Origin of the sequence: Bacteroides sp. MSK.20.12 (assembly GCF_019052435.1) — a bacterium.
Taxonomy (GTDB): Bacteria; Bacteroidota; Bacteroidia; order Bacteroidales; family Bacteroidaceae; genus Bacteroides; species Bacteroides xylanisolvens.
Map to the genome: position 1 here is coordinate 26,663 of NZ_JAHQVH010000027.1, position 23,339 is coordinate 50,001.

General features: G+C 43.7%; 23 protein-coding genes and 1 pseudogene. 7 read left to right on the forward strand and 17 right to left on the reverse strand.

Going from position 1 to position 23,339, the window contains the following annotated elements:
- Window positions 1–78 precede the first annotated feature (78 nt).
- From KTR06_RS14770 to KTR06_RS14780, 3 genes are all read left to right on the forward strand, one after another.
- Window positions 79–702 carry a DUF4858 domain-containing protein gene (locus KTR06_RS14770; RefSeq protein WP_008643701.1) on the forward strand — a complete coding sequence of 208 codons (624 nt, stop codon included), beginning with the start codon at window positions 79–81 and terminating at the stop codon, window positions 700–702.
- A 100-nt stretch (window positions 703–802) separates the two neighbouring features.
- Entirely contained in the window at window positions 803–1,657 is an 855-nt protein-coding gene (gene map / locus KTR06_RS14775; protein WP_008022681.1) for a type I methionyl aminopeptidase, read from the forward strand.
- Window positions 1,657–2,892: a DNA recombination protein RmuC gene (locus KTR06_RS14780; RefSeq protein ID WP_074909194.1), complete on the forward strand. Its 1,236-nt coding sequence runs from the start codon at window positions 1,657–1,659 to the stop codon at window positions 2,890–2,892. Before map ends, KTR06_RS14780 begins: the two co-directional genes overlap by 1 nt.
- On the opposite strand, the gene nhaA is transcribed toward KTR06_RS14780, so the two are convergent.
- The 5 genes from nhaA to KTR06_RS14805 all read right to left on the reverse strand — a co-directional run bounded on the left by nhaA (window position 2,889) and on the right by KTR06_RS14805 (window position 8,279).
- Window positions 2,889–4,190, reverse strand: coding sequence for a Na+/H+ antiporter NhaA (nhaA, locus tag KTR06_RS14785; RefSeq protein WP_004312783.1), 1,302 nt, complete (start codon window positions 4,188–4,190; stop codon window positions 2,889–2,891). The two genes, KTR06_RS14780 and nhaA, sit on opposite strands and share 4 nt — an antisense overlap.
- A 45-nt stretch (window positions 4,191–4,235) precedes the next feature.
- Window positions 4,236–5,414 carry a hypothetical protein gene (locus KTR06_RS14790; RefSeq protein WP_004312781.1) on the reverse strand — a complete coding sequence of 393 codons (1,179 nt, stop codon included), beginning with the start codon at window positions 5,412–5,414 and terminating at the stop codon, window positions 4,236–4,238.
- Between the two features lie 140 nt (window positions 5,415–5,554).
- Window positions 5,555–7,336, reverse strand: a complete 1,782-nt coding sequence (gene lepA / locus KTR06_RS14795) for a translation elongation factor 4 (protein WP_004312779.1) — start codon at window positions 7,334–7,336, stop codon at window positions 5,555–5,557.
- Between the two features lie 128 nt (window positions 7,337–7,464).
- Entirely contained in the window at window positions 7,465–7,665 is a 201-nt protein-coding gene (locus tag KTR06_RS14800; RefSeq protein WP_004295603.1) for a winged helix-turn-helix domain-containing protein, read from the reverse strand.
- 155 nt (window positions 7,666–7,820) lie between these two features.
- Window positions 7,821–8,279, reverse strand: a complete 459-nt coding sequence (locus KTR06_RS14805) for a C-GCAxxG-C-C family (seleno)protein (RefSeq protein ID WP_009039492.1) — start codon at window positions 8,277–8,279, stop codon at window positions 7,821–7,823.
- A gap of 92 nt (window positions 8,280–8,371) precedes the next feature.
- On the opposite strand from KTR06_RS14805, the gene KTR06_RS14810 reads away from it, so the two are divergent.
- Entirely contained in the window at window positions 8,372–8,638 is a 267-nt protein-coding gene (locus KTR06_RS14810; RefSeq protein ID WP_128858981.1) for a hypothetical protein, read from the forward strand.
- A gap of 15 nt (window positions 8,639–8,653) precedes the next feature.
- Window positions 8,654–9,061 (forward strand): secondary thiamine-phosphate synthase enzyme YjbQ, encoded by a 408-nt coding sequence (locus tag KTR06_RS14815; protein ID WP_004312772.1) that lies wholly within the window; start codon window positions 8,654–8,656, stop codon window positions 9,059–9,061.
- Here KTR06_RS14815 and KTR06_RS14820 read toward each other — a convergent pair.
- Window positions 9,056–9,817, reverse strand: coding sequence for an exodeoxyribonuclease III (locus tag KTR06_RS14820; RefSeq protein ID WP_008016274.1), 762 nt, complete (start codon window positions 9,815–9,817; stop codon window positions 9,056–9,058). The two genes, KTR06_RS14815 and KTR06_RS14820, sit on opposite strands and share 6 nt — an antisense overlap.
- Before the next feature lie 29 nt (window positions 9,818–9,846).
- Complete coding sequence (locus KTR06_RS14825; protein WP_217290489.1) at window positions 9,847–11,100, reverse strand: Nramp family divalent metal transporter; 1,254 nt, start codon at window positions 11,098–11,100, stop codon at window positions 9,847–9,849.
- Between KTR06_RS14825 and KTR06_RS24770 the strand changes: the two are divergent.
- Window positions 11,079–11,150: pseudogene (locus KTR06_RS24770) on the forward strand (hypothetical protein); the annotation flags it as partial. The gene KTR06_RS14825 and the pseudogene KTR06_RS24770 sit on opposite strands and share 22 nt — an antisense overlap.
- Window positions 11,151–11,358: 208 nt before the next feature.
- On the opposite strand, the gene KTR06_RS14830 reads toward KTR06_RS24770, so the two are convergent.
- The 4 genes from KTR06_RS14830 to dnaB form a co-directional block, all read right to left on the reverse strand.
- Complete coding sequence (locus KTR06_RS14830; protein ID WP_032843626.1) at window positions 11,359–11,604, reverse strand: TIGR03905 family TSCPD domain-containing protein; 246 nt, start codon at window positions 11,602–11,604, stop codon at window positions 11,359–11,361.
- 9 nt (window positions 11,605–11,613) lie between these two features.
- Window positions 11,614–12,351, reverse strand: coding sequence for a YebC/PmpR family DNA-binding transcriptional regulator (locus KTR06_RS14835; RefSeq protein ID WP_008643715.1), 738 nt, complete (start codon window positions 12,349–12,351; stop codon window positions 11,614–11,616).
- Between the two features lie 33 nt (window positions 12,352–12,384).
- The gene (pheT, locus tag KTR06_RS14840) at window positions 12,385–14,847 is read right to left on the reverse strand and encodes a phenylalanine--tRNA ligase subunit beta (RefSeq protein ID WP_217290490.1); all 2,463 of its coding nucleotides are present in this window, start codon (window positions 14,845–14,847) and stop codon (window positions 12,385–12,387) included.
- 111 nt (window positions 14,848–14,958) lie between these two features.
- Window positions 14,959–16,518 (reverse strand): replicative DNA helicase, encoded by a 1,560-nt coding sequence (gene dnaB / locus KTR06_RS14845; RefSeq protein ID WP_217290491.1) that lies wholly within the window; start codon window positions 16,516–16,518, stop codon window positions 14,959–14,961.
- A 199-nt stretch (window positions 16,519–16,717) separates the two neighbouring features.
- On the opposite strand from dnaB, the gene ispE reads away from it, so the two are divergent.
- A complete protein-coding gene (gene ispE / locus KTR06_RS14850; RefSeq protein ID WP_217290492.1) occupies window positions 16,718–17,542 on the forward strand; it encodes a 4-(cytidine 5'-diphospho)-2-C-methyl-D-erythritol kinase in 825 nt (274 codons plus the stop codon).
- 257 nt (window positions 17,543–17,799) lie between these two features.
- On the opposite strand, the gene galE is transcribed toward ispE, so the two are convergent.
- The 6 genes from galE to rsxC all read right to left on the reverse strand — a co-directional run bounded on the left by galE (window position 17,800) and on the right by rsxC (window position 23,328).
- Window positions 17,800–18,834 (reverse strand): UDP-glucose 4-epimerase GalE, encoded by a 1,035-nt coding sequence (galE, locus tag KTR06_RS14855; RefSeq protein ID WP_015530999.1) that lies wholly within the window; start codon window positions 18,832–18,834, stop codon window positions 17,800–17,802.
- Window positions 18,835–19,055: 221 nt separating this feature from the next.
- Complete coding sequence (gene rsxA / locus KTR06_RS14860) at window positions 19,056–19,628, reverse strand: electron transport complex subunit RsxA (protein ID WP_004303570.1); 573 nt, start codon at window positions 19,626–19,628, stop codon at window positions 19,056–19,058.
- Between the two features lie 22 nt (window positions 19,629–19,650).
- Window positions 19,651–20,235, reverse strand: coding sequence for an electron transport complex subunit RsxE (gene rsxE / locus KTR06_RS14865; protein WP_004295586.1), 585 nt, complete (start codon window positions 20,233–20,235; stop codon window positions 19,651–19,653).
- Window positions 20,236–20,249: 14 nt separating this feature from the next.
- Window positions 20,250–20,981, reverse strand: coding sequence for an RnfABCDGE type electron transport complex subunit G (locus KTR06_RS14870; protein WP_044133520.1), 732 nt, complete (start codon window positions 20,979–20,981; stop codon window positions 20,250–20,252).
- Window positions 20,978–21,985, reverse strand: a complete 1,008-nt coding sequence (locus KTR06_RS14875; protein ID WP_004309219.1) for an RnfABCDGE type electron transport complex subunit D — start codon at window positions 21,983–21,985, stop codon at window positions 20,978–20,980. Before KTR06_RS14875 ends, KTR06_RS14870 begins: the two co-directional genes overlap by 4 nt.
- A 5-nt stretch (window positions 21,986–21,990) precedes the next feature.
- Window positions 21,991–23,328 (reverse strand): electron transport complex subunit RsxC, encoded by a 1,338-nt coding sequence (rsxC, locus tag KTR06_RS14880; RefSeq protein WP_004309220.1) that lies wholly within the window; start codon window positions 23,326–23,328, stop codon window positions 21,991–21,993.
- Window positions 23,329–23,339 lie beyond the last annotated feature (11 nt).

The following is a 23,339-nucleotide window of genomic DNA, read 5'->3' on the forward strand; positions in this document are numbered from 1 at the left end:
AATTACTATTCACTAATCGTTCAAAGCAGCATATCCTGTTTTTCACCGTCCATACAATAAACTTTACTAGCACAGTGTATGGACATTCGGAAATATCAATTGAATATTCTTTGTTTATTATTGTTCCCCTTATCCGCAACAGGGCAAGAATGGAGCAAACAGGACTCATTGAGACTTCAGCAAATGTTGGAATCCGATCAGGAAATCAAGAAAAACAGAAAGCTTATCGAAAAAATAGAGCAAAAAATGTACTCTCGAAAACCATTTGTAGATTTTGATCCCACACTACCCACTTTAAAATCTTCCACAATCTTTTCGAAACCTTCTATTCACACATACAAGATGTTCCAAAAGCCAGGTTCCACCTTTTTACCCACTTATTCCTGGCTAAGAATAAACAAGAATCTTATTCTGCATAGTAAAAGCGACTTTGCAGAAAATTCCAATCATTTCCATATCCAAAGCCAAATGGAATATAAATTATCCTCCAGATGGTCTCTCGATATATATGGTTCACAAAACCTCGATACCCGAAGATACCGAGGACTCCCCTCCGAAGTGGAACCAACCAAATTGGGAAGTAATGTCGTTTTCAAAATAAATAAAAACTGGAAAATCAAAACAGGGATGCAATACCAATATAATGCTATACGAAAAAGATGGGAATGGATACCTCAAGTTAGCGTTTCATACGAATGGTAAATCCTATTGATAATTGAGGATCGAAAAGTTTTAGAAAGCAAGAAAGCATATTTTCCATTTATTCTCGTACCTTTGTCATACGATTAAATATGCTATCATAATGAAGAACTTTATCAAGGGATTCCGGTTTACCCCCTCTAATTATCCGGCAGAAGTAGAAGCAAAAATACAGAAATACAGAAAACAAGGTTACAAACTTCCACCGCGTAAAGTACTCCGTACCCCCGAACAACTGGAAGGCATCCGGGAAAGTGCAAAAATCAATACAGCACTGCTGGATTACATTTCAGAAAATATCCGGGAAGGAATGTCCACCGAAGAGATTGATGTATTGGTATATGATTTCACCACCAGCCACGGCGCTATCCCTGCCCCACTCAACTACGAAGGATTTCCCAAAAGCGTCTGCACAAGCATTAACGACGTGGTTTGTCACGGTATTCCCAACAAAAATGAGATTCTAAAAAGCGGAGACATTATCAATGTGGACGTTTCTACCATTTACAAAGGATATTTCTCCGATGCATCCCGTATGTTTATGATTGGCGATGTCAATCCTGACATGCAAAGATTAGTACAAGTCACCAAAGAGTGCATGGAAATAGGTATTGCCGCCGCACAACCCTGGAAACAACTGGGTGATGTAGGCGCAGCCATCCAGGAACATGCAGAAAAGAACGGTTTCAGCGTAGTTCGTGATCTCTGCGGACATGGCGTAGGGATGCAATTCCATGAGGAACCGGACGTAGAGCATTTCGGCCGACGGGGTACAGGCATGATGATCGTACCGGGAATGACCTTTACCATCGAACCCATGATTAACATGGGAACCTACGAAGTCTTTATAGATGATGCCGACGGATGGACTGTCTGCACCGACGACGGACTCCCCTCCGCCCAATGGGAAAACATGATTCTGATTACTGAAAACGGAAACGAAATTCTTACTTATTAATGGAATTAATTTTACTTATCGTTGTTGCCGCATTAGTGATAGTCTTACTAATACTGTCACTTACAAAAGGTAATAATCAAACGCAAGCGGAACAACTGCAAACAGCTTTGCGTCAACAAATGCAGGAGAATCGCGAAGAACTGAATCGCAGCATCCGGGAACTCCGCCTGGAGATGACTCAAACGCTGAATCAGAATATGCAGCAATTGCAAGACGTATTGCATAAAAATATGTTGACTAACGGAGAGCTGCAGCGTCAGAAATTCGATATGATGGCCCGTCAACAGGAATCATTGATTAAATCGACCGAAAAGAGGTTGGATGACATGAGGACAATGGTGGAAGAAAAATTGCAAAAGACATTGAACGAACGCATTGGCCAATCATTTGAAATTGTCCGCTCACAACTTGAGAATGTGCAGAAAGGACTAGGCGAAATGAAATCTCTGGCTCAAGACGTAGGCGGATTAAAGAAGGTGTTGAGCAATGTAAAAATGCGTGGTACATTCGGCGAAGTTCAGTTAGGAGCATTATTAGAGCAGATGATGAGTCCGGAACAATACGACGCTAATGTAAAAACCAAGAAAAGCGGAACCGAATTCGTTGAGTTCGCAATCAAACTTCCGGGAAAGGATGATGCGAACAGCACCGTCTATCTGCCTATCGACGCTAAATTTCCCAAAGATGTGTACGAACAATATTATGATGCTTTTGAAGCAGGAGATACTGCATTGATAGAATCGTCCGGCAAGCAATTGGAAACAACCATCAAAAAAATGGCGAAAGACATTCACGACAAATATGTAGATCCTCCTTTTACCACAGACTTCGCCATTATGTTTCTGCCTTTTGAAAGCATTTATGCCGAAGTAATCCGAAGAACAAGTCTGGTAGAAACTCTACAAAAAGATTACAAAATAGTTGTCACAGGACCTACTACACTAGGGGCTATCCTAAATAGCCTGCAAATGGGATTCCGCACGTTAGCTATTCAAAAGCGAACGGGAGAGGTTTGGACGGTATTAGGAGCTGTAAAAACAGAATTCAGCAAATTCGGAGGACTACTCGAAAAAGTACAGAAAAACCTTCAAAATGCCGGCGACCAACTAGAAGAAGTAATGGGTAAGCGGACTCGCGCTATCGAACGAAAACTCCGCCAAGTTGAACAATTGCCACATGAAGAAAGCATGAAAATTCTTCCGATAGATGATGGAGACGATGAATCGACAGATTAAAGCGAAATCCGAAGTACGACATATCCCAGTAAGCCGGAAAGTACGGTTCCGGTCAATACACCAAATTTGGCCTGATTCAATAATACAGGATAGTCTACCCCAAAAGAAAGATTAGCGATAAAGAGTGATACAGTAAAGCCAATACCTCCCAACAATGCAACTCCGGAAAGATTCTTCCAGGTCATCCCTAAAGGCATGGGAGTCAATCTTATTTTTATAGCCAGCCAGGTAAAGAAATATATTCCAATAAATTTTCCCAGTAACAGACCGGCAGCAACAGCAATACTGACAGCTCCCACTAATTCGCCTCCCCCACTAAACACAACGCCGGCATTGACAAATGCAAAAAGAGGAAGAATCAAATAATTGACTGTTCCATGCAAATTATCTTCTAATGACTGCAACGGACTAATTACACGGTCGGAAGCCGATTCGACCTCTTTCAACTTGGCTATTTGCTCATTAGTCAGCACAATGCTTTCAGATTGCATTGCCGGAAAATCGGCAATGGTATGACGAATTTTTTCGATGTACTTCCCTACATTCAGACGAGGTTTAGCGGGAATAACAAAAGCAAGAATAACTCCCGAAATAGTGCTATGAATACCGGATTGCAAAAATAAATACCAGATAATCACCCCAATCACCAAGAAGAATACCTTATTTGTCGTTCCATACTTTCCTATAAAATAAAGTAAAATATAAAAGAGTATAGCTACCAAAAGATAACCATAGGCAACATGTGAACTATAAAAAAGAGCGATCACCAAAATTCCCCCGATATCATCGACTACCGCAAAAGCAGTCAAAAAAATCTTCAAACTCAACGGCACACGGCTACCTAATAAGCTCAACACCCCCAATGAAAAAGCAATATCCGTAGCCATAGGAATGGCGAGTCCATGTCCGCCTTCACTACCCGGAACACAAATAAGCGAATAGATCATCACAGGCAACAACATCCCACCACAAGCGGCAATGAAAGGCAACGCCGCCTTACGGAAAGAGGAAAGCTCACCTACCAATAGCTCACGTTTGATTTCCAGTCCAACCAATAAAAAGAAAATCGTCATCAAACCATCATTGATAAACTCAATCATTCGCAGATTTTCCCCACCATGCGAAAGCAAATTAAAATTTCCTATCTGTAAATGAAGTTCATGCGACAAAAATTCCTGATATACCGGAGCCACAGAAGAGTTCGCAATAATGGCTGCCGAGATAGCAGCCAGGAATAAAAGAATACTCGCCGTGATATTCATAGACGAGAAGTTCCGCATAGTCCGCAAAATAGTCATAACGAAATGTTTTTATAATATTAGTTTTGCAATATACAGAATTTTCTAATTAGTATAACTCCTTAAAGCAAGATTTTTGACCCAAAGTACAAAAATTCCTGTCAAAATCAGATTCAGTACCAAGGTAAGAACAGAAATTACCAATGCCGGCCCACCCAAGTTATACCCTAACGCTATGAAAATAATTCCGGCTCCTACCTCACCACGGGTAAACATACCGATAGAAAGAGCCAGTCGCTCGCTTAATTTCCGGTCACGGTAAAAGAACATCGGGCAAAGCTTTCCTATATTCGACAATAAAGAGACAATCACTACATGAAACATAATCATCCCCCACGACATCATCTCCTGCGAACCGGTGACGGAATAAGCACCTGCATGAGTCTCCGCAAAGTTCACACCAATAAAATGCGGCATACTCATCCCCACCAGGAACATGAAGAAAAATGAGATTCCGGTAGACACCTTTCGTTCCACGGGCGTGTCATGTTCCTTATGTTTCATAATCATACCCAGCACAAATGCAGGCAGCAGGACTTCAATATGAATACTTCCCTCCTCCCCATACAATTCCTTACTACCTAGATAAAGAATTTGAGTAGCCAAAAATATGATTATTGAATAAAAGAGGATAGCCTTCCAATCCTGACGCCAATCGTACTTATTCAGCCTTTGCCAGCCGATCGATAATAACAGGAACACAATCACCACCACAATAATCAACTGCCAGCGCAGCCCGATCATCATAATCTGAAGAGGAATCATCAAAAGAATCGTATCCAAATCATCGAAAATAGCCAACACCTGTATCTTCTTATAAATCCAACTGGACTTTAACCCGATAGCCGCCAACATTGTAAACAAAATACCGGCTGATGTCGGTGCGGCAAAACGGCTCAACAGCAAATTCTCCTTCCAGGCTTCCCAACTATTCCAAAAATCGGGTGGAAGCAATACAAACACATAATAAATGGCAATCATAAACCACGGCAAAGCAGCCGTAGCCATGGCAATAAAATAATCCTGGGCGTAACTTTTCCACCGTGTCTTATCAAGAACAAATTCACGGCCTACATTAATCATTATAAAACTAAGGCATACATAGAGCAATACATTCGATATGGATTTAACAGCTCCATAGCCATCCCCTGCCATCATCGGCAGGAATTGCGAAACGACGAGCCCCAGCATCAGGAAGCCCGAAAAAGACAGAACTTTTCTCATATTTATAGTTGTTTGTTCCTAAAAAGTGATTGCCAAGGAAAGCTCTGCAGACAGAAGGCAATCACCTGGTGTATTAAAAACTAACCGCAAGTCAATTTGTTCAGAACATATCTCTGAAAAATTGCTTGCGGCAGTGTTTTTTAATCCAGCTTCAGTACGGCGAGGAAGGCTTTCTGTGGCACTTCCACGTTACCGATTTGTTTCATTCGTTTTTTACCTCTTTTCTGTTTTTCAAGCAGTTTACGTTTACGGCTCACGTCGCCACCATAACACTTCGCGGTCACATCCTTACGAACCGCCTTAATGGTTTCGCGAGAAATAATCTTCGCTCCGATAGCTGCCTGAATGGCAATATCAAACTGTTGACGCGGAATAAGTTCCTTCAACTTCTCACACATCCGGCGTCCCATATCGTAAGCATTGTCAATATGCGTCAAAGTGGAAAGCGCATCCACAGGCTCACCGTTCAAGAGAATATCCAACTTCACCAGTTTAGAAGTACGGAAACCATTCGGATGATAATCAAACGAAGCATACCCTTTGGAAATACTCTTCAACTTATCATAAAAGTCAATCACAATTTCTCCCAAAGGCATATTATAATAGATTTCCACCCGGTTACCGGAGATATATTCCTGTTTAATCAATTCACCACGTTTACCCAGACAAAGCGTCATGATAGGACCGATATAATCGGTAGTAGTAATAATAGATGCTTTGATATACGGCTCTTCGATATGGTCAATCATGGTCGGGTCAGGCATACCACCGGGGTTGTGCACTTCCTTCATATTACCTTGTTTATCATATATATGGTAAGAAACGTTCGGCACCGTAGTAATCACATTCATATCAAACTCACGGTCCAAGCGCTCCTGCACAATCTCCATGTGGAGCAATCCGAGGAAACCACAACGGAAGCCAAAACCCAAAGCCAACGAAGATTCCGGCTGGAAAGTCAAAGACGCGTCATTCAACTGCAACTTCTCCAAAGACGCACGGAGATCTTCAAAATCCTCCGCTTCAATCGGATAAACTCCGGCAAACACCATCGGCTTCACTTCCTCAAAACCGGCAATAGCCTTTTCACACGGACGGGCAATATGCGTAATGGTATCTCCCACTTTCACCTCTTTGGAAGTCTTGATACCGGAAATAATATATCCTACATCTCCCGTACGAAGTTCGTTACGAGGCACCATATCCATTTTCAACACCCCTACTTCATCGGCGTCATACTCTTTTCCCGTATTGAAGAACTTCACCTTGTCTCCCTTGCGAATCATACCGTTTTCGATCTTGAAATAAGCAATAATTCCGCGGAAAGAATTAAATACAGAATCGAAAATCAAAGCCTGCAACGGAGCCTCTTCATCTCCTTCCGGATGAGGAATCCGCTCAATCACAGCCGCCAGTATCTCTTCCACTCCCATCCCCGTTTTGCCGGACGCACGGATTACTTCCTCCCGTTTGCAGCCCAACAATTCAACGATCTCATCTTCCACTTCTTCGGGATTGGCGCTCGCCATGTCACATTTATTAATCACCGGAATAATCTCAAGGTCATGCTCAATGGCCATATACAGATTTGAAATCGTCTGCGCCTGCACTCCCTGGGAAGCATCGACAATCAGCAACGCACCTTCACACGCAGCAATAGAACGCGATACCTCATACGAAAAGTCCACATGTCCCGGGGTGTCAATCAAGTTAAGGATATACTTTTCACCCTGATAAGTATATTCCATCTGGATAGCATGGCTCTTGATAGTGATCCCTCTTTCCTTCTCCAGATCCATATTATCAAGCATCTGCCCGGAAGTCACCTGAATGGTATGTGTAAACTCCAACAAACGGTCAGCCAAAGTCGACTTACCGTGGTCAATATGAGCAATAATGCAAAAGTTGCGTATATTCTTCATTCTGAATTCTTATTATTTTATCTTTTTGGTGTGCAAAGATACGTAAATGGCGGAATAAAAAAAAATGCGTTGATAACATTATGATTATGTACCAACGCATTTTTTTATTGCTTAAGTGAGTTACTCGCTTAGATCAATTTGATGAAGAGTTCACCTTCAACTTCTTCCACAGAGACTTTGTCTTCTCTCAATAACCAGCCAAGGCCGAGAAACAGATCTTTGTCAACCAATTTAGTTGCTTTTTTAAGCTGCTTGGCAGTCATTCCTTCTGTTTCGTTCAGTGCATTCCAGATAGTACCTGCAATTACACCAGCTTTTTCTTTCAACATTTGCTTTGCAATTTTAGTTAGACATGCTTAAAATCTTTCCAGCCATAAAGACTTTCAGATTTTATTTCGGAGGCAAAGATAGTTATTTTTATGTTATATAACACTTTATTGAGCACTTTTTTACCGTTTTTGTAATAAAAAAGCATTTTAGGAGCTCATTTTGGATGCTTTTCGAGATATTCCGACCAAATTCTTGCCGCTTCTTCAACCATTTTTGCACAGGGACGCTTGCTATAATATTGAGCAGTACGCTCTTCCGGAATAGTGGAGACGGGCTCTTTTTTCTTTAATCCCAACAATTCGCCACAAATCAGCGAGCCGTTACGCTTCTTAAATTCAGCCGCCAGTTCTTGCACTACCGCATAATTGGCAGCTTTACCTTCCCGGTCAGTTGCTTCCGTAGCACCGGTTTCCAAGCCTGCCACCAGAAACATGCCGCAGGCAGCTCCACACGTTTCACGCATTCGTCCGATGCCCCCGCCAAAAGAAGCACTCATACGCAATGCCTGTTCCTGTGTAAATCCATACATGTCCGCAAAAGCCGCTACCACCGACTGTGAGCAGTTATATCCACTCCTAAAAAGCTCCACTGCTTTCTGTATTCTATCTTCCATAAACTATTTTGCATTTTTATTTTGTGCAAAAGTATAAAAAAGTATCTTTGTACCGGATAGGGCGTAAAGATTAAAATCAAAAAAAAGAAAATATGAACAAAACTATTTCATATAAAGAATCGACAGCCATTGCCATCCAAGCTATGATGAGCGCAGCCAGAAAGGATGAATATGCCGATAGGAAAAAAAAGAGTAATTTCCCTCAAAACAGAAAGAAACGTGATGTCACTCTCAAGGACATACGTGAATGGAACAAAAGAAGGAATTATAAAGAAGATACAGGAATCACAATCAACGCGATGATGGAATCAGCCGTCAAAGATCCGTATGTGGATCTGAATCCACCATCCAAATTTTAAAAAGCTAAAATATATATGGCTACAACATTTGACATCCAACTACCTCATTATTCGCGCGGATTTCATCTAATCACGCGCGATATTGTCTCACAGCTACCCCCACTTCCTGAAAGCGGTCTGCTGGTAGTCTTTATCAAACACACTTCTGCCGGACTGACTATCAACGAAAATGCAGACCCGGACGTACGGCATGACTTTCAGACGTTTTTTAATAAACTCGTTCCCGACGGTGCTCCCTACTTCATCCATACCCTTGAAGGCCCTGACGATATGAGTGCCCATATAAAAGCCTCCCTGATAGGAAGCTCGGTCACCATCCCCATCAAAAACCACCGTTTGAACTTAGGTACATGGCAAGGCGTCTACCTCGGCGAGTTTCGCGACGGAGGAGACACCCGTAAATTGAGTATTACCATTCTATAATATTTCCAGAGCCATCGGACAATGGTCGGAATGTACGGCCTCATTCAAGATATACGCCCGTTTCAACAGCGGGCGTACCGGCTCGCTGACCATACAATAATCAATTCTCCAGCCTTTATTCTTGGCACGCGAATTAAAACGATAGCTCCACCAGGTATATTCCTGTTTCTCCGGACAAAGCGTACGGAAAGAGTCCACATATCCCGCAGACAGGAAACGCGTCATCCATTCCCGTTCTTCAGGAAGGAAACCGCTGTTAGTCGCATTCCGGACAGGGTCATGAATATCAATCGGCTCGTGACAGATATTATAATCACCGCAAAGAATCAAATTGGGACGAGACTTCTGCAACTCCATCACATATTTCTGGAAATCTTCCAACCACACCATTTTAAAGGCCTGACGTTCATCCCCGCTCGTTCCCGAAGGATGATAAACACTGACTACCGACAAGTCTCCGAAGTCCGCACGGATGAAACGTCCTTCATTATCGTATGCTTCCATTCCCATCCCATATTCCACATGGTCTGGTTCCCGCTTGGTAAGTATGGCCACTCCACTGTACCCCTTCTTCTGTGCCGAGTACAAATAAGACTTGTAGCCCAATGCTTCAAACACTTCTCCCGGATATTGGTCCGGTTGCAGTTTCGTCTCTTGCAGACAAAGAATATCAGGATTCTCCTGTGCCAGCCATTCCGGTAACCCTTTAGATACGGCAGCACGTAGTCCGTTCACGTTATAAGTAATAATCTTCATCATTCTATATTTATAAGTTCATGTTCATTTTATGAAAACAAAAGCATAATGTTCAGTACCGAAACAATAATAGCAATCGAATACAACACAAACGTACTCCAACGGCTATTGACATAATCACCCATCACCTTTCGGGAAGACGTCAGTCCCACCTGTAAGAACACGGTGAAAGGCAATTGAATACTAAGTACCATCTGCGAAATAATCAATCCTTTAAACGGATCTCCAATAAAGAAAATCAGCAATAAGGCAATTCCCAAAGACAAGAGAACTCCCACCTGCGAGTGACTGTCCTTGATATGATAAGACTCGCCGAAAATACCTGCAAAAATAGAACCTGCCGCCATTCCGCTCGTAATAGTTGACGAAATACCCGCCATCAGCAATGCCAATGCAAATACAATTGCCGCATTACTTCCCAATAAAGGTTCGAGCAAAGACTTAGCCTGTTGCAGTTCCTCTACCTGAATACCGCTCTTAAAGAAAGTGGCGGCCGCCAGCAGAATCATGGCACTGTTAATCGCCCAACCGACAATCATTGAGAAAAGAGTGTCAAACAACTCATATTTCAATACCTTCTTAATAGAAACATCATCCTTCTTATTGTACTCGTGACTCTGTATCACCTCCGAATGAAGAAACAAATTATGAGGCATCACTACCGCTCCCAGCACACTCATGATAATCAGCATACTACCTTTCGGGAAAGCAGGAGTCACCCACCCCGCCGTTGCAGCCGGCCAGTCTATTTCCACCAGAAACAACTCATAAATAAATGAAAGCCCGATAACAGAAACGAACGCAATGATGGAACGTTCTATCTTTTTATACGAATTAGTGAAAAGCATGATGGAGACAAAAAGCGTAGTCAATACAGCTCCCCATATAATAGGAATATCCAATAACATTTCCAACGCGATGGCACCTCCCAGAATTTCCGCTAGGGAAGTAGAGATTGACGCCAGTACTGCTGTGCCAAGAATAGGTCGTGACACCCATTTAGGGGTGTACTTAGTGGCCGCCTCCGAAAGGCAAAGTCCGGTAACGATTCCCAAGTGAGCAACGTTGTGCTGAAGGACAATCAGCATGATGGTAGACAAGGTAACCACCCAAAGCAAGGAATAGCCGAATTCGGAACCGGCGGCGAAATTAGAAGCCCAGTTTCCCGGATCAATAAATCCTACAGTAACCAGCAGCCCCGGACCAATATATTTAAAAACATCCAGTCCACCCAGATAGCGTTTATGATCTTTCCGTCTTAAGTCTTGAAAAATATTCTTCATTTTTGCATAATAGTTTATCCAGTACAAATATACTTATAAATAACGAGTGAGAATCAATTTTAGTTCAAAATACCGACCAATAAGTAGATGACCTATGAACACAGATGATACACTAATTATGAGGACATTATTATAAAAGGATTGAGTAAGGACTACTCGAGAAAAGGAAATAAGGACTTTCTGCAAAAAAAATGACCTCCGACAAACCAATTGCCAGAGGTCACAAATCAATATATAATTTACATAAATGAAGATCAATCAATATCCCATCTCATGCAATGCATGACATAATTGATCGGGACAAGATGTCGGCCTGCCACCACAACGCACTCCTTCAAGTTTTGCGATCACCTCCTCCACCTTCATTCCTCTCACAAGGCGGGAAATACCTTGAAGGTTACCATTACATCCTCCCCAGAAAGCAACTTCCTTCACCACTCCATCTTCCACATTCAGTTCGATATTCGTGCTGCAAGTTCCCTGGGTCTTATAAACATATTCCATAACCTTACTTTACTCTTCCCCCTCTTCCGGTTGCATATTGGTATAGACAGTCTGCACGTCATCAAATTCTTCCAGACGTTCGATCATCTTATCCAATGTTTCGCGTTGTTCCGGAGTAACCTCTTTCAAGTCGTTCGGGATATAAGTAAAGTCTCCACCGACATCTTCAAAGCCACATTCTTCCAAATGCTTCTGAATAGCGGCGTAGCTCTTAGGATTACCATAGATAGTAATTGTTCCCTCTTCATCATCTTCTTCATATTCATCTTCCACGTCATAGTCGATCAGATCGAGAATCAGTTCTTCCATATCCAATCCGTCTTTCTTCTTGAAAGTGAACACACATTTGTGGTCGAAAAGGAACGCAAGAGAACCCATTGTACCCAGATTGCCACCGAACTTATTAAATACCGAACGAACATCAGCCACCGTACGAGTTGTGTTGTCTGTCAATGTGTCTACAAACACAGCAATACCGTGAGGGCCGTATCCTTCATAAGTCATGCTCTTGTAGTCGCTCTGGTCTTTACCCATTGCGTTTTTGATAGCACGTTCAATGTTATCCTTCGGCATGTTTTCACGCTTACAAGTAGCGATCACCGAACGCAGCGTCGGGTTGTTTTCTGGTTCCGGACCGCCTGCCTTTACAGCGATAGCGATTTGTTTACCCAGTCTTGTAAAAGTTTTAGCCATGTGGCCCCATCTTTTCAGTTTAGCGGCCTTTCTATATTCAAATGCTCTTCCCATTGGTTTATATTTTTAATAATGACAATTTTAAGTTTATCTAAGTTTGGCACCCAGTTTATCTTCCAGGTTCTTCACCAGTTTCGACATGATCTTATCAATCATCTTATCATTCAAAGTCTGGTTTTCATCCTGAAGCAGGAAGCTCACCGCATACGACTTCTTACCCGCTTCGAGGTTCTTACCTTCATATACATCGAAGAGTTCCACTTCTTTCAACAGCTTCTTCTCTGTTTCGTATGCAATCTTTTCGATTTCAGCAAATTGTATATTCTTATCAAGCAACAATGCCAAGTCGCGTTTCACAGCAGGGAATTTGGATATTTCCTTGTAGCTGATCTTCACAGAACGGATGGCTTTCATCAATTCCTTCCAGTTCAAGTCGGCGTAATATACTTCATTGTCGATATCAAATGCTTTCAACAACTTCTTAGTTACAATACCGAAAGAAGCAAGACGTTTTCCGCCCTTTGTGTTGACAGAGAGTGCGGCAGCAAAAACATCGTCTGTCAGATTACCGACAACCAGATTGTGCAAATCCAGTCCCAGACGCTTCAATATATTTTCTACATAAGCCTTCAATTCATACACCGAACTGTTCTCATCCGCATGCGCCCATGAGTTGGAAACCTTCTTACCGGTTACCCACAAGCCCAGGTGATAATCTTCCGAATAAGGAGCCAGTACCTTCTCTTCGTTCTTCTTGTCAGCATTGAAATAATAACAGTTACCGAATTCGAAGAATTTCAAATCAGCGTTCTTACGATTGGCGTTATGAGCAATGCTTTCCAGTCCGCCGAACAGCAAAGTCTGACGCATAGCGTTCAGATCAGCACTCAACGGATTGAGCAACATCACCAGGTGATTGGACGGATAAGCCTCCAACCCATCATAATAAGCAGCACGAGTCAGTGAGTTGTTCAGAATTTCATTGAATCCACAACCCACCAGTTGTTCTGCAATCAGGTTCTGCAATTTATTCGACTTGTCGTGCTCCCCCTTTGTAGTCAGACTGGAGTTCAGCGTAGTCGGAATTTCCACATTATTATATCCATAGATGCGAAGAATATCTTCAATCACATCGCAATCACGCTGCACGTCTACACGATAAGGAGGAACAGCCAGTGTCAGTCCTTCTGCCGTTTCATTGGTAATCTTCATTTCCAGGCTGATCACAATGCTCTTGATTGTCTCTACCGGAATCACTTTACCTACCAAAGAATGTACTTTTTCGTAAGCAAGATCGACGATAAAATCCTGTGCAGGAGTAGTGAATACATCTTTTATTTCAGAAGAAATCGTACCGCCAGCCAGTTCTTTCACCATCAAAGCAGCTAGTTTCAGGCAATAAATCACGCCGTTCGGATCGATACCACGTTCGAAACGGAAAGAAGCATCCGTATTCAAGCCATGACGACGAGCCGTCTTACGCACCCATGTAGGATGGAAATAAGCACTTTCGATGAATACGTCTGTCGTAGCTTCCGTAGAGCCGGAGTCCAGTCCGCCGAATACGCCGGCAATACACATGGCCTCTTCCTTGTTGCAAATCATCAGGTCGCGTTCGTTCAACTTACGCTCCACTTCATCCAACGTAACGAACGGAGTACCTTCGGGCATTGTTTTCACAATCACTTCATTGCCTTTAATCTTTCCGGCATCGAAGCAATGCAACGGCTGACCGAAAGCATGAACGATATAGTTCGTAATATCCACTACATTATTAATAGGACGCACACCGATCAGGCGCAATTTGTTTTGCAGCCATTCCGGACTCTCCTTCACCGTTACACCTTTCACAGTAACACCGGCATAATGCGGACAAGCTTCGCTGTTTTCAACCTTCACTTCGATATTCAAGTCATGGTTTTCCACTTTAAAGCCATCCACTGACGGGCGCTGTAAAGTTGCCTGACGACCGTTCTGAATCAGATAAGCATACAGGTCACGAGCTACCCCATAGTGAGAGCAGGCATCCGCACGGTTAGGCGTGATATCCACTTCCAGTACATAATCGCTCTTGATATTATAATAATCCTTGGCAAGCGTACCCGGAACAGCAGTTTCCGGCAATACGATGATACCTGCATGATCCGTACCGATCCCAATTTCGTCTTCAGCACAAATCATACCTGTAGATTCTACCCCACGGATTTTTGATTTCTTGATGGTAAAACATTCGTCACCGTCATAAAGTTTCGTACCTAAAGTAGCTACCACCACTTTCTGTCCGGCAGCCACATTCGGGGCACCACAAACAATCTGTACCGGTTCACCGTCTCCCAGATTAACAGTAGTAATATGCAAATGGTCAGAATTAGGATGTTCCGTGCAGGTCAGCACTTCACCAATCACAAGTCCTTCCAAACCACCTTTAATGGTTTGCACTTCTTCTACACCACCTGTTTCCAAGCCGATAGAAGTCAACGCAGCAGCCGTTTCATCGGGCGTCAGGTCGAAGTTGACATACTCTTTCAGCCAGTTATAAGAGATATTCATATACTTAATTTTTTATTGTTTCTCAAAAAGATTCGCAAAGTTAATAAGATTTTTCGGTTGACCGAGAAGGTTTGATAAAAAATTGCGCGTTATTTCACCACAGGGACGCAACTAGAACGGCAAAGGTCCATCCCCCGGTGCTCCGAACGGATTGTCTGTCTGTGGCGCAAAATCAGGCGCGGGAGGAGGTACGGAACCTGCACTACCTGTATTCATTTTCGATCCTAGCATAGCCCCGGCAGGCTCACCCGGCATCGGGATAACCATATCGTCCTCCGGATTGGAGAAACGGGTAAATTCTCCCTTAAACCGGAGCAACACCTCGCCTACCGCACCATTACGATGCTTGGCGATGACAATCTCCGCCATACCACGCAGGTCATTACCACGATCATCCTGATAAATCTTATAGTATTCCGGACGGTGGATAAAGCACACCATATCGGCATCCTGCTCGATGGCTCCCGATTCACGAAGGTCACTCAACTGCGGACGTTTACCATCAATACCTTCACGACTTTCCACACCACGATTCAACTGCGACAGTGCGATGATCGGAATATTCAACTCTTTCGCCAGTCCTTTCAACGAACGGGAAATGGTACTAACCTCTTCCTGACGGCTACCAAACGCCATACCGCTCGCATTCATCAACTGAAGGTAGTCAATAATAATGATTCTCACTCCATGTTCACGTACCAGACGACGCGCTTTCGTTCGAAGTTCAAATACAGACAGAGACGGAGTATCATCCACGTAAAGCGGTGCATCCATCAGATTCTTCAGTTTATAGTCCAACTGTTGCCACTCATAACCAGCCAACTGTCCGCTCTTGATCTTTCCACTCTCAATCTCGCAAACATTCGCAATCAAACGGTTCACCAGCTGAACGTTACTCATTTCAAGAGAAAACAACGCCACCGGGTTCCGATAATCGACAGCAATATTCTTAGCCATAGAAAGGACAAAGGCGGTCTTACCCATCGCAGGACGTGCAGCAATAATGATAAGGTCGGAATTTTGCCAACCGGAAGTCATCTTGTCGAGCTTTGTAAAACCACTCTCAAGACCACTCAAACCGTCGGTTCGCGCCGCAGCCTTCTGAATCAGCTTATAGGCTTCGTCAATCACCGGATTGATCTGCGTATAATCCTTTTTCATATTCTGCTGCGAAATCTCAAAAAGTTTACCTTCCGCCTCCTGCATCAAGTCGTCCACATCCAGCGTTTCATCAAACGCCTTACTCTGGATATTGCTCGTAAACGTAATCAGCTCACGCGCCAGAGATTTCTGTGCAATAATACGAGCGTGATACTCAATATGCGCTGATGAAGCCACCTTACTACTCAATTGAGTAATATAGAACGGGCCTCCCACCTCTTCCAATTCTCCGCGTTTGCTAAGTTGTTCCTTTACAGTCAGAATATCCACCGGTTTCTGATTCACCGCAAGATCGGTGATAGCAGAATAAATCAACTGATGCCGGTGTTCGTAAAAAGATTCGGGACGAAGAATCTCACTCACCAATGAGTAAGCATCCTTTTCAATCATCAAAGCTCCCAGAACTGCTTCTTCCAGTTCAGGTGCCTGTGGCTGAATACGTCCATAATCATTTACCGGTTGTACCTTAGTAGACTTTGTATTGCGGGTATTTCTTTTCTGTTCGGCCATGAAAAACTTTTATGATTTATGAATTTTGATTTATGATTTATGATTGGATGGCTTCCATTGGCAGGCTTTTTCCAATCGGAACGACAAAGATAGAATATAATAATGAAGAATGAATAAAGAAAAATGAAGATTTTAGTATCTTTGCCACAACATCGCAATTTAGCAACCCATAAATCATAATTCATAAATCATAAATCAAATGCTCGCTTTTCCTAATATCAAAATAAACCTGGGACTTTCCATCACGGAAAAACGCCCGGACGGATATCACAATCTGGAAACCGTTTTCTATCCGGTAGCCCTCGAGGACGCTCTCGAAATCCGTACTTCTTCTGAAACAGAAAAGAAGATTACCCTCCACCAGTATGGCATGGAGATAGCCGGCAATCCGGAAGACAACCTGGTGGCAAAGGCCTATTCATTGCTGGATAAGGAGTTTCATCTTCCCCCTGTCGAAATTCATTTATATAAGCATATTCCCTCGGGAGCCGGACTGGGGGGCGGTTCATCCGATGCCGCTTTTATGCTAAAGTTGCTCAACGATCATTTTCAGCTGGAATTATCCGAAGAGCAGCTGGAGGTATATGCCGCCACTTTGGGAGCGGACTGCGCTTTCTTTATCAAAAACAAGCCGACCTATGCCGAAGGGATCGGAAACCTGTTCTCACCAATCGAGCTTTCATTAAGCGGTTACCAAATCATGATTGTCAAACCGAACGTTTTCGTTTCTACCCGGGAAGCTTTTTCAAATATCCACCCGCACCGCCCGGAATATCCGGTCAAAGAGGCAATCCTGCGTCCAGTTGCAGAATGGAAGGATATCCTAATCAATGATTTTGAAGCAAGTGTATTCCCGCAACATCCCGTTATTGGGGAAATTAAAAGAGAACTCTATCATCAAGGAGCGATCTACGCCTCCATGAGCGGCTCCGGCTCTTCAGTGTTCGGACTGTTCGCCCCCGGAACTTCTTTACCGAAAACAATGGGAGAAAGCGACGTTTTCTGTTTCAAAGGAAAGCTATAAACATAGTTTTGTTCGCCCATACTGGGCGAACAAAAAAACGGTACCACGACTCACGTCGTAGTACCGTCACAACACAAACACAAAATAAAACACGACAAAACTACTATGCAATCTTTCCTGTCTATGCCGGGGAGGCATAAGTACCATTTACGTATATTCGCATACTCATAAACAGCTTCAGGTCGATTAGCATCAGATAAACAAATCGCATGCACGATTTGTTTAATCTTTTATGTTTATTTTAAAACAAATCTCTTTTATTGAATCCCTCTTTCACGGAGTTTCAGCTGCCAGTTCCATGCAGAACGTAAAGTATCTTCCAAAGTTTCTACAGCCTTCCAACCCAGTTCCTGATTTGCGAAATCCGGATTCGCCCAAACTTTTTCAATGTCGCCTGCACGACGTCCGACAATCTGATAATTCAATTTTACGCCGGTGGCTTTTTCAAAGCCATTTATTAATTCCAATACAGAAACGCCACGTCCTGTACCGATATTGAACACTTCCACTTTTTCTTTTTGTGTCTTTTCCAAGATACGACGGATAGCAATCACATGGGCTTTAGCCAAGTCAACGACATTGATAAAGTCACGGATACAAGAACCGTCCGGTGTATCATAATCATCACCAAACACACTTAGTTTCTCACGGAGACCGATGGCGGTTTGGGTCAGATATGGAATCAGGTTTTGAGGAACCCCATTAGGCAGTTCACCCAGCAATGCCGTAGGATGCGCACCAATCGGATTGAAATAGCGCAGCATAATCGCATTGATCGGAGCACCTGAAGCTACCGTATCACGAATAATCTCTTCATTGATCTGTTTCGTATTTCCGTATGGCGATTCCGCTTTCTTAATCGGAGCCTTTTCCGTTACCGGCAGTTCATCCGGCTGGCCGTATACTGTACAGGAAGAAGAGAACACAATACCTTCTACTCCATGTTTTGGCATCAGTTCGAGAAGGTTAATCAAAGAAACCAGGTTATTACGGTAGTAAAGCAACGGTTTCTGTACCGATTCTCCTACTGCTTTGCTCGCTGCAAAGTGAATGATCGCCTTAATTCCTTTATATTTTGTAAATACTGCATCAAGACCAGCAAAGTCCAGGCAATCCAGCTTTTCAAAAACTGGGCGAATACCGGAAACTTTCTCTATATTGTCAACAACGTCAGCACTTGAATTTGATAAATTATCGATGATGATTACTTCATATCCACTGTTTTGTAGTTCTACAACAGTATGAGACCCTATGTATCCTGTCCCGCCTGTTACTAAAATTCTTTCTTTCATATACTTTATAAAAATGGTTAGTTTCTCGGCTTATTATTGTTTGAGTTACAAATGTATGGAAATAAAATGGAATAGCAATAATTTGCCACAATTTTATTTGCTGAAAAGTAATTTAGGTACGATTTGGTGGCAATCAGGTATAAAAAAGAATTGGAAACTCTGCTGTATGTCGCCATACAGCAGAGTTTCCAATCCCCTATTTAATTATCAACTGTAAATCCTTACACCACGCCGGAGAATCCCATGAATGCCATAGCAAGCAAACCGGCGGTAATCAAAGCAATCGGAGTGCCTTGCATTCCTTTCGGAACTTTCACAAGACTCATCTGTTCGCGCAATCCGGCAAAAAGCACCAATGCCAGACCGAAGCCGATGGCCGTAGAAAACGCGTACACAACACCTGTCAGCAAGTCGTAGTCTTTCTGAATCACCAGGATAGCCACACCAAGAATACAACAGTTGGTTGTAATCAAAGGCAAGAACACGCCCAAAGCCTGATACAGAGCAGGCGATACTTTTTTCAGAATGATTTCCACCATCTGCACCAATCCGGCAATGACCAGAATGAACGTAATGGTCTGCAAATATCCCAGCCCGAAGACATCCAACACAAACTTCTGAATCAGGAAGGTAACGATGGTAGCGATGGTCAACACGAAAGCAACTGCAGCGCTCATACCCATCGCAGTTTCCACCTTCTTGGATACGCCCAGGAACGGACAGATACCCAGGAACTGCGACAACACGATGTTGTTTACAAAGATTGCCGAAATAAATATCAATATATATTCCATATTCTTTTCTTATTTAATTGAATTAGGCTTTCTTGAAACTGTTAATCAGCGCAATGAGATATCCCAAAGCGATGAAAGCACCCGGAGCCAATACAAATACCAACATTCCATATTCTTCCGGCATGATGGTCAGATCGAAAATCTTACCGGTTCCCAGAAATTCGCGGACAGCACCCAGCAATGTCAGGGCAATGGTGAAACCAAGTCCCATGCCGATACCGTCGAACATAGAAGCAACTGCGTTATTCTTGGCAGCAAAGGCTTCGGCACGTCCCAACACAATACAGTTCACTACAATCAACGGGATGAAAAGTCCGAGCGTAGCGTACAGTCCAGGCACGTATGCCTGCATTACCATTTGAAGCAAGGTTACGAAAGACGCGATCACCACGATAAACGACGGGATACGCACCATATCCGGAATCAGGTTCTTGATTAAAGAGATCACCACATTCGAGCAGATCAAAACGAACATGGTAGCAAGTCCCATACCCATACCATTGATGGCCGACGAAGTCGTACCCAATGTAGGACACATACCGAGCAGGAGTACAAACGTAGGATTCTCTTTGATAATCCCGTTCATCATTACTTTAAAGTTATTCATATCTGTCTCCTTTCTTATTTAGCACTGACCGAATCAGTAAGTTCAACTTTTATCGTAGCTCCCGTAGCAGCGTCTGCACCTGTAGCCTTTTGAGAAGCACCGCTGACACCGTTCACCTCACCACCTTCGGCCTTATAAGCCTGATAAGCAGCATTTACAGCATTCAGAAACGCACGTGAAGTAATGGTAGAAGCTGTAATGGCATCCACCGCTCCCCCATCCTTGCTGACAGTCAACGGAGTTTCACCCGGATTCATCCCCAAAATAGACTTTTTACTCTCTTCGTGAGACACAGCCTGTTCCCCCTTGGCAGGATCGTATGCTCCAAACCATTTGTCGGCTTTAGAGCCCAGTCCCGGAGTTTCTGCGTGAGCGAGTAACGAGTAATTATAGATTTTACCTTCGGCGTTAAAGCCTACCAACACTTTCAGTTCGCCGCCAAATCCCATTGATTTAGCTTCGACGGCCGTTCCTACAAGTTCTTCGCCGTTCTTAGCCGGATAAACGATAAAGTCAACGTTCTTCTTTCCGTCTTTCTCGCTGAAGATCGTATCGCTTTCCGCTACCGGATTATTGGTAAATTCGGGAAGAACCTTTTTCAAAGCCTCGTTCAGTGTCTTCGCATTCGCTTCGGCAATGGGGCCTTTTGTCAGTTCATTTACATAAGCCAGCAACGCTACGGAGACAGCAGTCACGCCCGTAAGTACCAGCAACATATTCTTTAAAGATGATTCTAACTTTTTCATTTCTTCTTCGCTACCTCCCCAAAGCGTTTTGGTTTACAATAGGTGTTAATCAGCGGAGTGAACGCATTCATAATCAGGATGGCGAACGACATACCCTCGGGATAAGCACCGAACAGACGGATGACAACCGTCAGCAGACCGATACATACACCATAAATCAACATTCCTTTCTTACTCATCGGAGAAGTCACATAGTCGGTTGCCATAAAGACAGCACCCAGCATCAGACCACCGGAGAGCAACTGCAATACCGGAGAAACATATTTTTCCGGATCTGCCAGGTGCATGATACCTGCAAAGATAAACACGGTAGCCAGGATAGACACAGGAATATGCCAGGTGATGATCTTCTTCCAGAGCATATAAACCAGTCCGATCAATAGAGCCAATGCACTCACTTCACCCAAGCATCCGCCATTCTGTCCGATCAGCAAACTCAATGCATCCGGAATCTGGTTTAAAGCATCCATAGCCGCACTCTTATCTGCAGCATGAATCGCTTGTTTCATCAATGCCAGCGGAGTGGCACCGGTGGTAGCATCCGTATAAGCAGTCAACTGTCCGACTACCGGCCAGCTGGTCATCTGCACCGGGAAAGAAAGCAACAGGAACACACGTCCTGCCAGTGCCGGATTAAAAGGATTGCAGCCTAATCCGCCGAAAGACATTTTGCCTACACCAATAGCAAACAGTGCACCCAGAATGATAATCCAGATAGGAAGATTAGACGGTAAGTTGAATGCCAGCAACACACCTGTGATGATGGCAGAGCCGTCGCAGATGGTGGTGGTAGGTTTCTTCATTAAATATTTCCCGATCGCCCATTCGAAGAACAAACAAGCTGCAACGGAAGTAGCCGTGACAATCAGGGCACCCAGTCCGAAGAAATAGAGAGACACCAGAAAAGCCGGAATCAGTGCGATCAGCACGCCATACATATTTTTCTGTACGCTGTCTCCGCCATGAACGTGGGGCGATAGTGATACGATTAATTTATTTTCCATATTCATTATTTTTTAGCTTGACGTGCACGAATCATAGCACCAACTTTGCCTTTGCCCAGACGACAGTAGTCGAGCAACGGACGGTTGGCAGGACAAGTGAACTGGCAAGAGCCGCACTCGATACAATCCATGATTCTTTCTTTTTCCATTGTTTCAAAATCTCCGTTTTCGGACAAAGCTCCGAGCAAGTACGGTTCCAGTCCCATCGGACAGGCACTCACGCACTTCGCGCAACGGATACAGGTTTGAGCTTCGCCGCGTTTGGCTTCCTTCTGATTCATAATCAGGATACCGGAACTGCCCTTCGCAGTAGGAACCTCGATATTTACGAGCGCCTTACCCATCATCGGACCGCCACCGATCACCTTACCCGTATCTTCGGGCAGACCACCGCAAGCATCAATCAACTGTTTCATCGGTGTACCGATACGAGCCAGGAAGTTGGAAGGTTTCGCAACCGACTTTCCTGTCACGGTAATCACACGTTCGAACAACGGCTTATTTTTCTGTACAGCTTCATAAACGGCAAATGCTGTTCCCACGTTCTGCACGACTGCTCCCGTAGAGATAGGCAATGCACCGCTCGCCACCTGACGTTTGGTAATCGCGTCAATCAGTTGTTTTTCACCTCCTTGCGGATATTTCACCTTCAAGGGCACTACTTCGATACCTGCATAGCTAGAAGCCACTTTGGTCATCAGTTCGATAGCATCCGGCTTATTATTTTCGATTCCGATAAATGCCTTGTTCACTTTCACCGCTTTCATCAGGATAGAAACACCCACCATAATTTCTTCCGCGTGTTCCAGCATCAGCTGATGGTCGGCAGTCAGATAAGGTTCACACTCTACGGCATTGATAATCACACATTCAGCCTTGAAAGAAGGAGGAGGACAAAGTTTCACCTGTGTAGGGAAACAAGCACCGCCCAGACCTACGATTCCGGCATCGGCAATCTTCTTCACGATCTCTTCTGCGGAAAGTTCACACTCTTTCACCAGTGTGGTGCTACGGTCGATTGTTTCTTCCCATTCGTCGCCTTCCACATCAATAAAGATGGCAGGTTTCGCATAACCGCTGGCATCGACTATGGTATCAATCTTCGCCACTTTACCACTGACCGAAGAGTGAATTGCTGCCGAAACAAAGCCGGCAGGTTCGGCAATCCGTGTGCCTACCTTTACCACATCCCCTTTTGCTACAACCGGTTTTGCAGGCGCACCGATGTGCTGCCCCAGCAAAATAACAGCCTTTGCAGGAACTTCCGCTGTGATAATAGGTTGATGTGCCGACAATTTATTTTCGTGTGGATGAACTCCACCAATTGAAAATGTCTTTAACATACAGTTCTGTA